This window comes from Streptomyces sp. NPDC031100 (genome assembly GCF_055570785.1).
Window position 1 is genome coordinate 176,701 of sequence record NZ_JBVIGN010000014.1, and the last position, 13,662, is coordinate 190,362.

11 protein-coding genes and 1 pseudogene are annotated in these 13,662 nt (G+C 68.4%); 4 read left to right on the forward strand and 8 right to left on the reverse strand.

The window, feature by feature from the left end; genetic code table 11:
* Window positions 1–343: 343 nt before the first annotated feature.
* Window positions 344–2,995 (reverse strand): WD40/YVTN/BNR-like repeat-containing protein, encoded by a 2,652-nt coding sequence (locus ACZ5DS_RS33725; RefSeq protein ID WP_468246144.1) that lies wholly within the window; start codon window positions 2,993–2,995, stop codon window positions 344–346.
* Between the two features lie 113 nt (window positions 2,996–3,108).
* Window positions 3,109–3,375, reverse strand: a complete 267-nt coding sequence (locus ACZ5DS_RS33730; RefSeq protein ID WP_468246145.1) for a hypothetical protein — start codon at window positions 3,373–3,375, stop codon at window positions 3,109–3,111.
* Window positions 3,376–3,763: 388 nt separating this feature from the next.
* On the opposite strand from ACZ5DS_RS33730, the gene ACZ5DS_RS33735 reads away from it, so the two are divergent.
* Window positions 3,764–5,035 (forward strand): hypothetical protein, encoded by a 1,272-nt coding sequence (locus tag ACZ5DS_RS33735; RefSeq protein WP_468246148.1) that lies wholly within the window; start codon window positions 3,764–3,766, stop codon window positions 5,033–5,035.
* Between the two features lie 249 nt (window positions 5,036–5,284).
* Here ACZ5DS_RS33735 and ACZ5DS_RS33740 read toward each other — a convergent pair whose 3' ends face one another.
* Window positions 5,285–5,491, reverse strand: coding sequence for a cold-shock protein (locus ACZ5DS_RS33740; protein WP_468246150.1), 207 nt, complete (start codon window positions 5,489–5,491; stop codon window positions 5,285–5,287).
* 1,267 nt (window positions 5,492–6,758) lie between these two features.
* On the opposite strand from ACZ5DS_RS33740, the gene ACZ5DS_RS33745 reads away from it, so the two are divergent.
* Both ACZ5DS_RS33745 and ACZ5DS_RS33750 read left to right on the forward strand, forming a co-directional pair.
* Window positions 6,759–7,439, forward strand: coding sequence for a hypothetical protein (locus tag ACZ5DS_RS33745; protein ID WP_468246153.1), 681 nt, complete (start codon window positions 6,759–6,761; stop codon window positions 7,437–7,439).
* A 46-nt stretch (window positions 7,440–7,485) separates the two neighbouring features.
* On the forward strand, window positions 7,486–7,992 hold the full coding sequence (locus tag ACZ5DS_RS33750) for a hypothetical protein (protein ID WP_468246155.1): 507 nt from the start codon (window positions 7,486–7,488) through the stop codon (window positions 7,990–7,992).
* 119 nt (window positions 7,993–8,111) lie between these two features.
* Here ACZ5DS_RS33750 and ACZ5DS_RS33755 read toward each other — a convergent pair whose 3' ends face one another.
* Window positions 8,112–8,669: a recombinase family protein gene (locus ACZ5DS_RS33755; protein WP_468246158.1), complete on the reverse strand. Its 558-nt coding sequence runs from the start codon at window positions 8,667–8,669 to the stop codon at window positions 8,112–8,114.
* A gap of 35 nt (window positions 8,670–8,704) precedes the next feature.
* On the opposite strand from ACZ5DS_RS33755, the gene ACZ5DS_RS33760 reads away from it, so the two are divergent.
* A protein-coding gene (locus ACZ5DS_RS33760; RefSeq protein ID WP_468246291.1) for an IS5 family transposase occupies window positions 8,705–9,504 on the forward strand; the annotation gives its coding sequence in 2 pieces (ribosomal slippage) (window positions 8,705–9,040 and window positions 9,043–9,504; 798 coding nt in all).
* Here ACZ5DS_RS33760 and ACZ5DS_RS33765 read toward each other — a convergent pair.
* From ACZ5DS_RS33765 to ACZ5DS_RS33780, 4 genes and pseudogenes are all read right to left on the reverse strand, one after another.
* Complete coding sequence (locus ACZ5DS_RS33765; RefSeq protein ID WP_468246160.1) at window positions 9,494–9,784, reverse strand: recombinase family protein; 291 nt, start codon at window positions 9,782–9,784, stop codon at window positions 9,494–9,496. The two genes, ACZ5DS_RS33760 and ACZ5DS_RS33765, sit on opposite strands and share 11 nt — an antisense overlap.
* A gap of 277 nt (window positions 9,785–10,061) precedes the next feature.
* Window positions 10,062–10,901, reverse strand: coding sequence for a hypothetical protein (locus ACZ5DS_RS33770; protein ID WP_468246161.1), 840 nt, complete (start codon window positions 10,899–10,901; stop codon window positions 10,062–10,064).
* Window positions 10,898–11,632, reverse strand: a complete 735-nt coding sequence (locus tag ACZ5DS_RS33775; protein WP_468246163.1) for a MerR family transcriptional regulator — start codon at window positions 11,630–11,632, stop codon at window positions 10,898–10,900. The genes ACZ5DS_RS33770 and ACZ5DS_RS33775 overlap by 4 nt, the downstream gene beginning before the upstream one ends.
* 76 nt (window positions 11,633–11,708) lie before the next feature.
* Window positions 11,709–13,276, reverse strand: a pseudogene (locus ACZ5DS_RS33780) (transposase).
* Window positions 13,277–13,662: the final 386 nt, after the last annotated feature.

Below are 13,662 nucleotides of genomic sequence, written 5' to 3' on the forward strand. Positions count from 1 at the left end.
CCGCGAAGATACTGGGCGCGCCGGCCGTCCGCGCTGGCCGTGGCCGCGCTCGCCACCGGCGTCCGGTGGGTCGGACAGCGCAGACGCCCCTGTTCCTGCCCCTCCATGCCCGGTCGTGGCGGTGGATGCGGGTGCGGGAAATCCACTGGCCCGCTGAAGATCACTGGCCTGGACGACGCGTCGGCGGGTGCGATGGGCGGTGCCTTCAGCCAGACATCTGACTGAAGGCATCACGCGTTGTGCCTCGCGTCGCCCAGGTTCGCTGAGAGGGATCGCCGCCGCGTTGTTACTGCGAGATCAGTAGTCAGCCGGCCGCAGTGCAGCTGGAGGAACCGGTGTGGCGTTATGGCATCGCTGTCTTCCAGATGCCGCGGCCGTGCGTGGCCACGTACAGTTGGCTGCCGTCCGGGCTCGGCGAGAGGTAGACCGCCGGTGAGGTGGGCAGGTTCGTGCCCAGGCGCGCCCAGTGGCCGGCCGAGGTGCTGGTGAACACGCCCAGGTCGGTGGCGACCACGAGGGTGCCGTTCTTGGTGACCAGCGCCGCGTTGGCCGGGGCGTCCGGGAAGGAGTCCGAGGCCGCGGGGTCACCGCTGATGTCGGTCCAGGTCGTGCCGCCGTCGGTGGTCTTCCAGACGTGGCCGTAGCCGGCGCCGGGGCCCTCGTTCCAGTGCCGGGAGAAGCCGTTGATCACCGCGTAGACCGTCTTGCCGGAGGCGTCGGACGGGTCGATGGTCAGGCCGGAGATGTAACGGTTCGGGAAGGCGGCGGGCAGGGTCAACTGGTGCCAGGTGCCGCCGTAGTTGGTGGCGATGCCCCGACCGAAGGTGCCGTCGACCTTCGAGCAGGGGCCGCACCAGGCCGCCCACGTCACGTGGTCGCGGCTGGCGACCGCCGAGGCGGAGTGGCCGGCGCCCAGGTCGTACAGCTTGGTCCAGTCGGTGCCGGAGGTGCTCTTCCAGGTTGTGGTGTTGCCCCAGACGTACTGGCCGCCCGCGACCCACAGGCCGTTCGGGTCGGTCTCGTCCGCGCTGAACGGGGCGATGAAGCGGGCTCCGGGGTCGCCGGGCGCGATGTCGGTGATCACGTCCTCGGAGCCGTCGTCGCTCGCGGTGTAGCCGCAGTTGTTCGTGATCTGCAGCGCGAGGTCGACGTACTCGCCGACCGTCTGGCAGCCGTCGGCGGGGTTGACCAGCTGGTCGCCGCCGTCACCGCCGAACGGGGAGACCATCTCGCCGGTCGAGTTGAGCTGTTGACCTTGGTACGTGGCGCCCTTGGGTGCGAGCAGCGAGACGCCGTTGTCCTGCAGGCCGCCCCAGACGGCCTCGCCGCTGCCGTCGGTCATCCTGCCCGCGCGTACCGAGTAGTACTGGAGGTTGCGCAGGGTGCCGGACTCGTTGAGGTTGCGCCAGCCGGCGGTGGTCTGCGTGGTGGGGCGGGCGTAGGCGCCGCCGTCGTTGCCGACGAACACCTCCGGCGTGCTGCCCTTCCACTGCGAGAAGGCGAGGGCGTGCTGGTCGGAGTGCATCACGTCGCCGTCGCAGGAGTTCGCGGCCGGGTCGTACGAGAAGCACGGCATGCCGAAGTTCCAGTAGCGGCCGATCGCCTTCCAGGTCACGCCGCCGTCCCGGGACTCGAACATCTCCTCAAGGCCTAGGTAGACGTGGTTGGGATCGCTCGGGTCGACCGCGATGACCTGGTCGTACCAGGACTGGGAGCCGGGCTGGTAGCCGCTGCCGATCTCCTTGATCTTCATCGCGGAGCCGGTGGTCGACAGCGACGAGGAGGTCGCGATCTGCTTGAACGAGCCGTTCGCGTTGCCGCTCTGGCTGACGTACACGCCGGCGAGGACCGAGTACACGCCGGAGCCGGAGGACTTGTTGAGGAGTTTGGGGGACTCCATCGAGACGTACAGCTTGCTGCCGTCGGCCGCGTAGGCGAAGGAGGCGTTGCCGATCTCGGCGGGGTTGATCGCACCGGTCGGGTTGGCGCGCTTCCAGGTGGTGCCCGCGTCGGTGGAATAGTAGAAGCCGTTGTAGTCGGCGCCGCTGCGCCAGGCCACGTTGGCCAGCAGCTTGGTGCCGTCGCTGCCGGGCTGTACGGCGATGTCGTTGGCGATGTCCGAGTAGTGGCTGTCCACCCCGCAGCCCACGCCGCTGATGCCGATGCCCGCGCACGGGGCGAGGACCTTCGTCCAGGCGGTGGACTGCCCGGCAGCCAACGGGCGCCGGAAGACGCCGTGCGAGGAGGCCGCGAAGACGTAACCGGCGGCCTTGTCGAAGGTGACGGTGTGGATGGAGCTGGAATCCAGCTCGGTACCGCCCACCTTGTCGCTCTCGCTGAAAGTGCCGGTGACCGGGGTTGCGAGCCGGTAGACGCCGCTGCCCAGGTAGTTGTCGGAGGCGGTGGTCGCCTCGCCGGTGGCCAGCCACAGCGAGCCGTCGGGCGCGACCGCGAGGGCGCCCACGGACAGGGCGGGCAACCGGTCGGCGATCGGAGTCCAGGTCCTGCCGTCGTCGGAGGAGCGGAACACACCGCCGCCCGCGGCGCCCGCGTAGACCACGCCCTGATGCGTCGGGTCGGTGGCCAGGGCGGCGATACGGCCCGCCGAGTGGCCCGCACCGCCACCGGAGTTGGAGGCCGACCGGTCACGGTAGTGCAGCGCGTCCTCGTTGTACGGCGAGGTGGTGATCTCGGACCAACTGCCGGACTTCACCGGCATGTTCTTGATGTGCGCCCAGGCATCGGCGTACGCGCCCGGCGCGATCAGACCGCTGGGGGAGAGCCTCGGCTCGTTGAACGCGTCGAGGGACTCCATCAGTTCATGGGACTCCTCACCCGCCACATCATGGCGGCTGGAGTCCGTGTCGCTCGTCCCGAACGCGGCGACGGATCCCGTACCCGCTATCAGGAGTACGGCGGCGACGACGGCGAGTGTTCTTCTGCCGCCTCTCTCCGCCCCGGGGCGCGGTCTGCGCCGTGCGGAATACCCACGCATGGACTGTCTCCGGCTTCTTCGGCGTAGGTCGCGGCCGCCCCTACGGCTCCACTTGATCTCCTACTGCCGAGCGCCGGAACCGTACTCCCGTGCCCTCCCTCAGGCACAGGGGTTTACAGCAAATTTATAAGCTGACAAAAGTAACCATTGTCAAAAGCGGAACTGGGCAGGGTGCTCAACGGTGACCTGAGAAGTGGAGAGCCCCAGCGGATGCCGGAGTCGAAGGGGACGACGATTGCGGTGAACCGCCCTTTCGTGACGGCGACGGACACCGGTTGGGATGATGGGCGAATCGGACGCACGCCGACATCGATCGCGGTGGAGAGGTAGCCGTCGGCCATACGGCCCGGCGTGGAATCGGCGGTCTGAGACAGGGACATGGGCCCGGCGATGGTGGCCGGCGCCCTCCAGGCGCTCCGGAGGCTCCAGCGTCCGGCTCGGCCGGTGGGCCGAACAGCGGGGGACATCGATGCGCCGGAAGGCGTGAGGGGGGAGCCGCGAGCGGCGACCGCTGCCTTCCAGTGCACCGGGCCTTCCAGTGCACCGGCATCGTCGACGCGACTGGCCACCACCTGACCGTCACAGCCGTACAGCCGAACCGGCCGGGTCGCTAGTGGCGATCGCGGCACGCGGGGAGCGATCCCGTCTGCGGGCGCTGTGGCAATTTCCCCTGCTCGTCATCTCCAGGCCGCCCTGGAGGCCACGGCGCGCTAGCTGTGAGCCAGTTCACTGGAGCGCCCCCCTCAACCGGATCTGAAAGAGGGACGCATGTCGAGACGCATACCAAGGCGCGGGCTGGTCACGCTCGTTGCCGTCGGCCTTGCCTGCTCCGTGATGTCGACCACCACGGCATCGGCGGCCGGCAGCCCACTGACGCTCGCCGTGTTCGGAGACTCGCCCTACGGCAGGTCTGCGTACGCGCCCGCGGGCCAGAGCGCCGACACGTCGCAGTTCCAGAAGACCCCGGCGTTCATCGGGACCATCAACAGTGATCCGACGATCGGCGATGTCATCCATGTGGGCGACATTCACTCGGGCAAGGAGTTCTGCACCGAGGACTACGACGCCTCGATAGCGTCCATGTGGCAGACCTTCACGAAGCCGCTCGTCTACACGCCGGGCGACAACGAGTGGGCCGACTGCCACAAGGCGTCGAGCCTCACCTCACCCGGTCAAGGCGGAGGCTTCTACGACTCGGCCTCCGGTGGGATCGACTACATCGGCACAAACGGCCTGTCGACCGACCCGGCGGACTGCGCCGGCTACCACTGCGGCAACCCGCTCGACAACCTTGCCGAAGTCCGGCAGGACTTCTTCGCGCAGCCTGGCCACACCCTCGGCAGCGGGACACTGAACGTGGTGTCCCAGGCCACTGCCTACGACCCGAGCCACCCGGCCGACGCGCAGTACGTCGAGAACGTGAAGTGGGAGCAGAACGACATCGTCTTCGTGACCGTCAACGCGCCGGGCGGCTCGAACAACGACGCCGACCCCTGGTACAAGGCGCCGACCGCGACTCAGGCACAGACCGGCGAGCGCACCAACCGTACCGCCGCCGACGTCCGCTGGCTCGATGCCGCCTTCGCCGACGCGCAGGCCGAACACGCCAAGGCCGTGGTGATCTCGGTGCAGGCCGACATGTGGGACCTCGACGGCAAGACCAAGAACCACCTGACGAACTACGAGCCGATCATCAACCAGATCGCAGCGAGGACGACCGAGTTCGGCCGCCCGGTGCTGATGCTCAACGGTGACTCGCATCTGTACCGCTCGGACAACCCCCTGTCGCCGACGGCGACGTGCACCGGCGAGACGGATCCGGCCACCGGCGCCAGCGTGTGCGCCCACGACCCGGACAACAGTGCATGGAACGAGCACCCGTACTACAACGTCCCGAACTTCCACCGGATCGTCGTGCACGGCAGCACCACCCCGCTGGAATGGCTGAAACTGACCGCCGACCCGAACGCCAACCACCCCGTCACCGGCACCACCTACGGCCCCTTCAGCTGGCAGCGGATGCAGCAGCCTCAGCTGTGACCCGCTGACCGCACACGACCGGCCAGTCCACAACGCCCTCTCTGATGCAGGTCAGGCGCACATGTGGGAGCCGGACGCTTCCGGCGAAGCGCCGACGAAGACCCGACCGGCTCCCTCGCTCACACCGGTGCCGACGCCGACCCGTGGCTCATCACAGGCGCCGGACTCCTTGTCGTCGGCGGAGCAGCCGGGGCTCCGTCCCAGCGACCTCACGGTCGGGACGGAGCCCCTGCACACGCCCCGGCAGTGTTACGCCTGCCGAACGACGTTCTCCGCCTGCGGACCCTTCGGCCCCTGCGTCACCTTGTACTCGACCCTGTCGCCCTCGTACAGCTCCTTGAACCCGGTGGACTGGATGGCCGAGAAGTGGACGAACACGTCCGGGCCGCCGTCATCCTGCGTGATGAACCCGAATCCCTTATCGGCGTTGAACCACTTCACTACGCCTGTTGCCATCGGTATGAATCTCTCCTTCAACGCCGCCGCACGAGCGACACCCAAGGCCGAGGCAGCCCGCTGCTGCCTGCCTTCACCCTTGAATACCCCCCATGGAGTGGATCTCCAAGTATCGGCAGACAGCGATTCGCCAACAGCGAATTTCGTGGACCGGGAGCTTTTGGGTATCTGCCGTGCGCAGCCAGATCGGTTGCCGGCTTCACCGAGCCGTACCGAAACTCCCGGTCCCGGCCGCTCCTCTCTCGGGCGCACATGCACGGCGGCGACCGGTCCTGGCCCGAGGCCGACGCGGCCTCTGCGGTCCCGGCGCCACTGCCATGGTCAGGTGGCCCGCGCTCTGGCGTGGTCGAAGCGTGACCGGGCCTTCTACGCGTCTGTCGAGTCGGTGCGCCAGGTAGGGCGCCTACTCCGAGTCCGAGCGGGCGTGGGCTGTCCAGCGCGCCCAGGAGGAGGGGCGCTACGAGAAGCCGGCCTGGATGCGGTTGATCACGAAGGTGACGCGGCGCCGGTCCCGGTCGTGCACTGGGTGGACCGCGACGGGGTGGCAGGCAGGCGAGAGTTGAGCCTGCTGTACTGACGCGAGCGGCAGTGGCTGTTCGTCGAGGGGCCGCAGGGGCCGGAGCCGGCGTGGTTGTGGTTGACCGAGCAGGCATGCCCATGCTGCCGGACCGTTGGAACACGGTGTCCTGGCGGGTCAACCAGCGCTGCGAGCAGGCTGTGCTGACGCCGCAGGAACGGAAGGTTCCGCGGCACCGGCGGTGGGGCGGCTGAGACGCGCTCAGTGCCCCGCCTTCCGGATGAACCCCGGCTGCCCGAAAGGATGTTCCGTGTCCCGATCCAGACGCAGACGTGGCCGGATAGCCGCGCTCACCGGTCGACTCGCGCTGACAGCACGAGTACGAGGCCGAACGCGACGGCCCGCATCAGACCACGGGCAAACCCGGCCCCGGACCAGTGGAAGTCAACTGCCGGCAGCCGCCTGGGCTTGCCAGCAGTGCGCCAGCCCAGGAATCCGGCCGCAGGACCGACTCCTACGCCAACGCCCAGGCCGATGCCCAGGGTGCTGATTCCGGTGGTGAACCCGGTGGTGATTGCGAGCAGGAGCTGGTACGCGCGCCGGTGCACGGCTTGATGCAGTTGCACCCGCGTCCTGCGCGATGGCGGCCCCCGCAGCCTCCCGCGACGGGAAGGCACGGTCTGGCTCTACCTCAACCGAGTCCGCCCGGCCCTGCTGGAATGGTCGAATCCCTATGACCACCTGCGGGAGGTGACCCGCGACGACGTCCTCACCTATATCAAGACACTGCACGGCCACCAGCGCCACGACCAACTCGTCGCCCTGCGCTCGCTGTTCACATGGGCCAAGCGGAACAGGCTGATCTTCCGCAATCCCACCAGTCGGATCAAGGTCGGGCAATACGAGTACGCCGTGCTGCAACCGCTCGTCCCCGAGCAGGTCGACCGCTCCGTTGCGGCGGCCACCACCCCGGCGACGCGGCTCATCCTCGCCCTCGCAGCGGTCCACGCCGCTCGGGTCGCCCAGATCGCCAACCTCATGCTCGACGACCTCGACCTCGGCAACCGGCGGCTGACCATCGCCGGACGTGTCCGTCCGCTCGACGACCTCACCCTGAAGCTGTTGCTGGACTGGCTGGAGCACCGGCGAAACCGGTGGCCGAACACCGCGAACCTCCACCTACTGATCAACAACCAGACCGCCACGAAGACCAGCCGCGCCAGCAACCACTGGATCAGCGCCGCGATGCGCGGGCAGGACGCGACGCTGGAACGGCTCCGCGTCGACCGCCAACTCGAAGAGGCCCTGACCCACGGGCCCGACCCGCTCCATCTCGCCGAGGTGTTCGGGCTCGACGAGAAGACCGCGATGCGCTACGCGGACTCCGCACGCGCCCTGCTGGAAAAGGCCGCTGAACAGCACCTTCGATGAAACCGGCTCGACCGCGACGCACCATGAAGGGAATCATGGACGAGTGATGTCGACCGAAGCAGCAGCACTCGCCCTACAGGACTTTGCCGCCCTCTGGAGCATGGGCGAGATCCGTGCAACCGATGTCGTCACTGGCGCCTGTAATGCGCTCGTCGCTGGCCTCGACAGTCCCGCCCTGCGGATGCTGGCCGCGTGCACACGCGCGGAGGCGGATTACGACGTCCCCGATCTCCTTCCCCCAGCACTAGACGAACTGGGCCTCACCTTCTACCCAGCGGGCAGCATTGCCGGACAGGAAGCCGCCGCACGAGCACTTGCCGCCCGGATGCTGGCCGGCGAGTTGACGCCACGCGAGCTTGCTTTCCGGATCCACCAGCGCTTCGGGCATGAACTGCCCTTGGCCGAACGACTCGCCAACCTGGACGACGAGTACGACATACTCGAGTACGGCGACAGGACACCGGCACAGGTCGACGCGGACGTTCTGGCCGAAGCTCTTCGGCTCACTCAGCATCCTCGTGTTACGCCCGAACCCACGGATCCACTGACCTGAAGCACACCGGTGGACCCTTGGGTTCGCACTGAAGAGACTTCGGTATCCGTGAACCCACGGGGCTCCACGGCCTTGGGGAACATCGGTACAGCCGTTGGCGCTGAGATTGATCATGGGGTCTAGCTGCGGATCTCTGTGTTCGGGTAGGGCTGGGCCTGGAGACGGTCGAGGAGGTCGGTCTCCTCGGGGGTGAGCGGGTCTTCTGACCGGCGGATGCGGACGTGCTTGGGCCGCAGCGGCGGGCCGTCATCCGCCGCAGCCTCGTCGGCTTCGGCCGGTGCCCGGTAGAGCGAGGCGACCGAGGGGTTTTTGCCTGCGTTCTTCCCGGTCTTGATGATCAGCTTCTTCGCGATCTCGGGGACGGGGACGCCCTTGTCCTTGAGTGCGACGGCGAAGGTGAGCATGTCGTCGTCGATGACCTTCGGCCGTCCGCCGTGGTTGCCTTTGGCCGCTGCGGTGACCTGGCCTTCGAGGGTCTTCTCCCGGATGTAGTTGCGCTCGATCTGCCCGGCAACGGCGAGTACGGCGAAGAACATGGCGCCCATGCCGTTGGGGTCGTAGATGCCGGTGAGCGGGCCGGTGAGGAGTTCGAGCTGGATGCCGTCGGCCTGGAGTTCGGCGGACAGTGTCATCAGCTCGGCGGCGTTGCGCGCGAGGCGCTTTAGACGCCATCTCATTTGGTCGACTGGGTAGGCTGTCGGTCGTGGTGGGGATCGTTGAGCGGCTGGTGCCGGACGAGTTGTGGGAGCTGTTCCAGCGAGTGGTGCCGGAGGCGCCGGTGCGGCCTCAGGGTGGTGGCCGGCGTCGGCACGGTGACCGGGAGGTGCTGGCCGCGATCGTGTTCGTTGCCACGTCTGGCTGCACGTGGCAGCAGTTGCCGTCGACGTCGTTCGGGCCGTCGGGTGTGACGGCTCATCGACGCTTCGCCGAGTGGACGAAGGCCAGGGTGTGGGCCAAGCTCCATCGCCTGGTCCTGGACGAACTCGGCTCCCGCGGCGAGCTCGACTGGTCCCGCTGTGCGATCGACTCGGTGAACATGCGGGCCCTGAAAAGGGGGACCTGACAGGCCCGAATCCTGTCGACCGGGGCAAGTACGGCTCGAAGATCCACTTGATCACCGAGCGGACCGGTCTGCCCTTGTCCGTCGGGATCTCGGGGGCAAACCTGCACGACAGCCAGGCCCTGATTCCTCTGGTGAGAGGCATACCGCCGATTCGCTCTCGCCGCGGCCGACGACGGCGCAAGCCGGGCAAGCTCCACGCCGACAAGGGATACGACTACGACCACCTGCGGCGATGGTTACGGCAACGCGGGATCACCCACCGCATCGCCCGCAAGGGAATCGAGTCCTCGCAGCGGCTGGGCCGCCACCGGTGGACCATCGAACGCACCATGTCCTGGCTCGCCGGCTGCCGCCGCCTACACCGCCGCTACGAGCGCGAAGCCGAGCACTTCCTGGCCTTCACCAGCATCGCCTGCACCCTCATCTGCTACCGCAGACTCACCAAATGAGATGACGTCTTAGCTCGTGGACGGTGAGAATGACCTGCGTCTCGGGTGCGGCTTCCTTGAACTGGCGGGCCAGGGCGAGCGCCTTCTCCAGCTCGGGCCGCACCTTGATGCGGGTGCTGATCTGCTCCTGGAAGACCTTGTGGCACTCCGCGCGGTGGAGGGCTTCGAGCTGGCTCGCAAGCTCCTGGCGGGCGGTCGAGGTACGGGCGTACCCGATCCTCACCGGCCGCTCGGTGCGGGGCGCGGGCACGACGGCGAGCGCGGGCCCCTGCTTCCACACGCGGCCAGGGAGTCGGTCAGCGGGCACGGGGATCTCCAGTTCCTCGCGGAGCGCGGGGACGAGGAGCCTCTCAGAAGTGCCTCGCACAACGCGCCGGTTTCGAGAGGACTTTTGCGAACGGCGACCTGCGGAGACGTGATCACTGCCGGGGCTCTCGCAGAACTCTCACAGATGTTCATTTGTGAGAATGCCGAGAAGTCGAACATGCAACCGGGCGGGTGCCCGATCGGAGCGTCCTTGCCGGGCGCCACGTCGGGGCGAGGACCAACCTGTGTGTTCAGGTGGGCTGACGGAGTGCGCTGACCAGTGCGCGCGGGTCATCGGCGTGAAATCGGATGGTGTGGGCCTTTTCCGTTGCGCCGAGCGGGCGGGTGAAGGGGAGTGGCCGGTTCAGCTCCAGGGTCACCGAGGTCTGGCTGCCCACGATCAGGTCGAGGACCCCGTCCTCGGAGAGGGTGATCAGGCGGCCTTCGGGGTAGCGCCGGTCGACGCGGACCGAGGCGACCGCGTCCGGCGGTACGGCGAGATCGAAGAGGGCTCCGTAGCGGATATGCAGAGAGCCGTCGGGGCGCACGACATGCGGCCGGGTGACGCAGGCGGCGTGCAGGGCCAGCACGAGGACGACGCCGTACAGGTCGAGTACCAGGATCGCCCGGTGGACCACCGGCCAAGGGATGAGGAAGGCCAGGCCCACCGTCTCGATCACCATCACGAAGAGCAGCCCGTACATCATCGCGGTCTGGGGACCGGTGTACGCGGCAGCGAGGTCCCCGGGGCGCACCCCGTGCGTGCCGCGCCGGACCCACCGCCCCAGGGAGGCGAGGGCGCGCAGCTCGTGGAGGATCAGGCGGCGGACTGTCACCGGCACCGCCTCCTGTACGGCGGCCCGCCGCGCCGACCGGCGGTCCGCGCCGCGGGCGCGCGCGGCGACGTACAACGAGCGCAGCACCCAGGCCTCCAGCAGCAGCACCGCGAGCACCAGCGCCTCGGCGCCCGCCAGCGCCCACCCGGGCGGCCGGACCCCGGCCATCAGACAGGCCGCCAGGGCCAGTTCCCCCGGCAGCACGGCGGCCACCGCGACCCGCGCCGCCGGTACGCCCCTTGGCTGGCCGCTCATCCCCGGCCCCTTTCCATGAAAGCCTCCATTAGCCGGCCCACGACTTCCGCCTGCGCTGGGGTGTACTCGGCGAGCAGCGCCTCCTTGAACCCGGTCACGACGACCCCGTCCTCGGGGATTGCGGCGAACAGCTCCTCGGGGACAGCTGCCATCAGGTCAGCTGCCAGGGGTGCGATGCGCGGATCGTCGGTGGGGGCTTCGGCGAGCGCGTCGAGGCGCTCATACAGTTCGACAACCGCGGGATCGCCGACCAGCGTCCCGAGCAGCGCGAGCATCTCTTGGTTACCGGTGCTGGTGGCGTCCAGCAGCGTGAGGTACTCGCGGTCCTTGGCCGCGCTCGGCGAGTCTGTTCGGGGGGCCTGTGCCAGCAGTGCGGCGAGGGCGGGTGAGACGGGCCCGGTCGCGCCGGGCGGCTCTGCAAGCAGGGCGCCGAGCCGGCAGCGGCGCTCCCTGATGTCGGCCTCCTGGCGGGCCAGGTCGGCGTCGAGTTCTTCCAATATCGAGGTCAGTTCGCGTCCGGCATCGTCGGCGAGGGCGTCGCGCACTTCATCGAGGCTGAGGCCGAGTTCGGTGAGTCGACGCACCCGGGCGAGCAGGACGGCGTCGCGGACGCTGTAGGCCCGGTAGCCGTTGGGGCGCCGCTCCGGTTCCGGAAGCAGGCCGACATGGTGGTAGTGCCGGATCGCCCGGGTGGTGAGCCCCACGAGCGCGGCGATCTCTCCGATTCGCATGCCGCCAGTAGAAACCCTGCCGTTGCGTCAAGGTCAAGCGGTGGAAGTAGCGTCGGGCCAAACGATTCAAGGGCGTCTACGCGCCGGTGTGGTGCGTCTTCGCCAGCGCACGTATCTGGCCGGAGTCCGCTCCCGCTACCCCTCGTCGTCCTCGTCGAGTTCGACTGTGTCCGGGTCGCGAAGCGGGCGTAGGGCGCCGCCAGTCGGGGTGGAGGCGGTGAAGCTGCAAACGGCCCAGGACATTGAGGTTGCGGTGCTTGAGCGGGGACAGGCGGGCGATGTCCTCGTCCCGCATCTCGTGTCCCTCGGCATGGAGCCGGGCGACGGCGGCGTCGATGTACCGGGTGGTCCAGAGCACCACGGCGTTGAGGACCAGGCCCAGTGAGCCGAGCTGGTCCTCCATCCCGTCCCGGTACGCCTGGTGAATGGTGCCGCGCTTGCCGTGGAACACGTCGCGGGCCAGCTTGTGCCGGGACTCCTGCACGGTGAGCTGGCGGTTCATCTGGCGGCGGTAGGTGTTGTCTACCGGGTCGACGACGCGGAGCAGGTGCTCGGTCTTGGCGATCCGGCCGTATTCGGCGAATGCCTGCCCCAGCGGGGTCGGGTGGCCTTCACGGCCGAACATCCGCAGCAGATCGTAGGCGCGTACCTGGTTGGTGACCAGGGAATCGGCGACCCGAAGCATGTCCGGCCAGTGCGTGATCACCTTGTTCAGGTTGACCCGGTTGCGGGCCAGCGGCTCCAGCGGCCCGTACGTGCCGGTCTCTACGCCGGGAAGGGACGCGCGCCAGAACCGTTGGTCGTCCTGATCCTTGAACCGGGGCTGAAGTTGTAGCCCAGGATGCGGAAGATGCCGAACACGATGTCGCTGTACGAGGCGTTGTCGGTGGCGACCATCTCCGGCTTCACCCCGCCGTCGAGGTTCAGCCGGGCGTCCAGGATGCGCAGGGAGTCGCGAGGGGTGCCCGGCACCACCATCTGCCCGATGCCCGCGACCTGGTCGTTGACGGCGTTGAGCCAGGTGATGCCGCGCTTGAACCCGAAGTACTTCGGCGACGGAGCGGCGTTGATGGTGCGGACGGGGACGACGAACCGCAGTCCGTCGACCGAGGCCAGCAGCCCGTCTCCCCAGTACCGCACGATCGGCACCTGGCCCTGTGCCTCGATCAGAGCGGCGTTCGCCGCGGCGATGGTGTCGGCCCGCAGATAGAACTGGTCGACGTGCACCAGCCGGGAACGGTGCAGCGCCTCATGCGCAGGGTTGATGACCGGGGTCATGCCGATGTTGCACGCCTCCGAGACCAGAAGGGCCACCAGTGAGGTGGTCAAGTCCTTCATACGGGTTGTGCCGTCGCCCAGGTGTACGAAGGCGTCCAGGAACCCGGTCCAGCCGTGCACCTCGAACAACAGCTCCGGCAGGTCGATCTTCGGGAGCATCTTCTCCACCCGCCCCCGCAGCCACGTCAGGGACTTCGGCTCGCCCAGCGCGCCGAGTTTGGACACGTTCAGCTTCGCCCGGCCGCCCGGGGGGACCTCGATGGTGACCTTCGTGTCCTGCCCGGCCGTCTCCAGCCGCTCCGCCATCTGCTTCCACGCCGCATCCAGCGCCGTCACCAGCGCGGCCAGGTGCTCCTCGACCGGCATATCCAGGCTCAGGCCCGCCAGGACGTCCTCCCGCACGGCCTCCCACTCTGTGCCGTCCAGCAGCCGGGCGCGCGGGTCGGACCAGCGGTGCGAGGGAGAGGCGAACACGTCCCGGCGCTGAAGCGCGCGGTGCAGTAGTTCTTCCGGCGACCAGTCCTGACGCACACCCGCCCCTTGCCGTCGGCCCTCCGGGCATTCACTCAGAACAGCCCAACGAGGCGCCCCGGCACCGGGAAACGGCAGAGAAGCGGACCCCGGAACCTACTGACGGGTTACAGCGGAATACCCATACGCGGGCTTTTGAGCCGGTGCCCGGGAATTCATCCGGCACGCAGGTCAGGCCCTGCGGGAGCCGGTGCCGTGGTGCTCGGCGTCGGTTCCCGCAG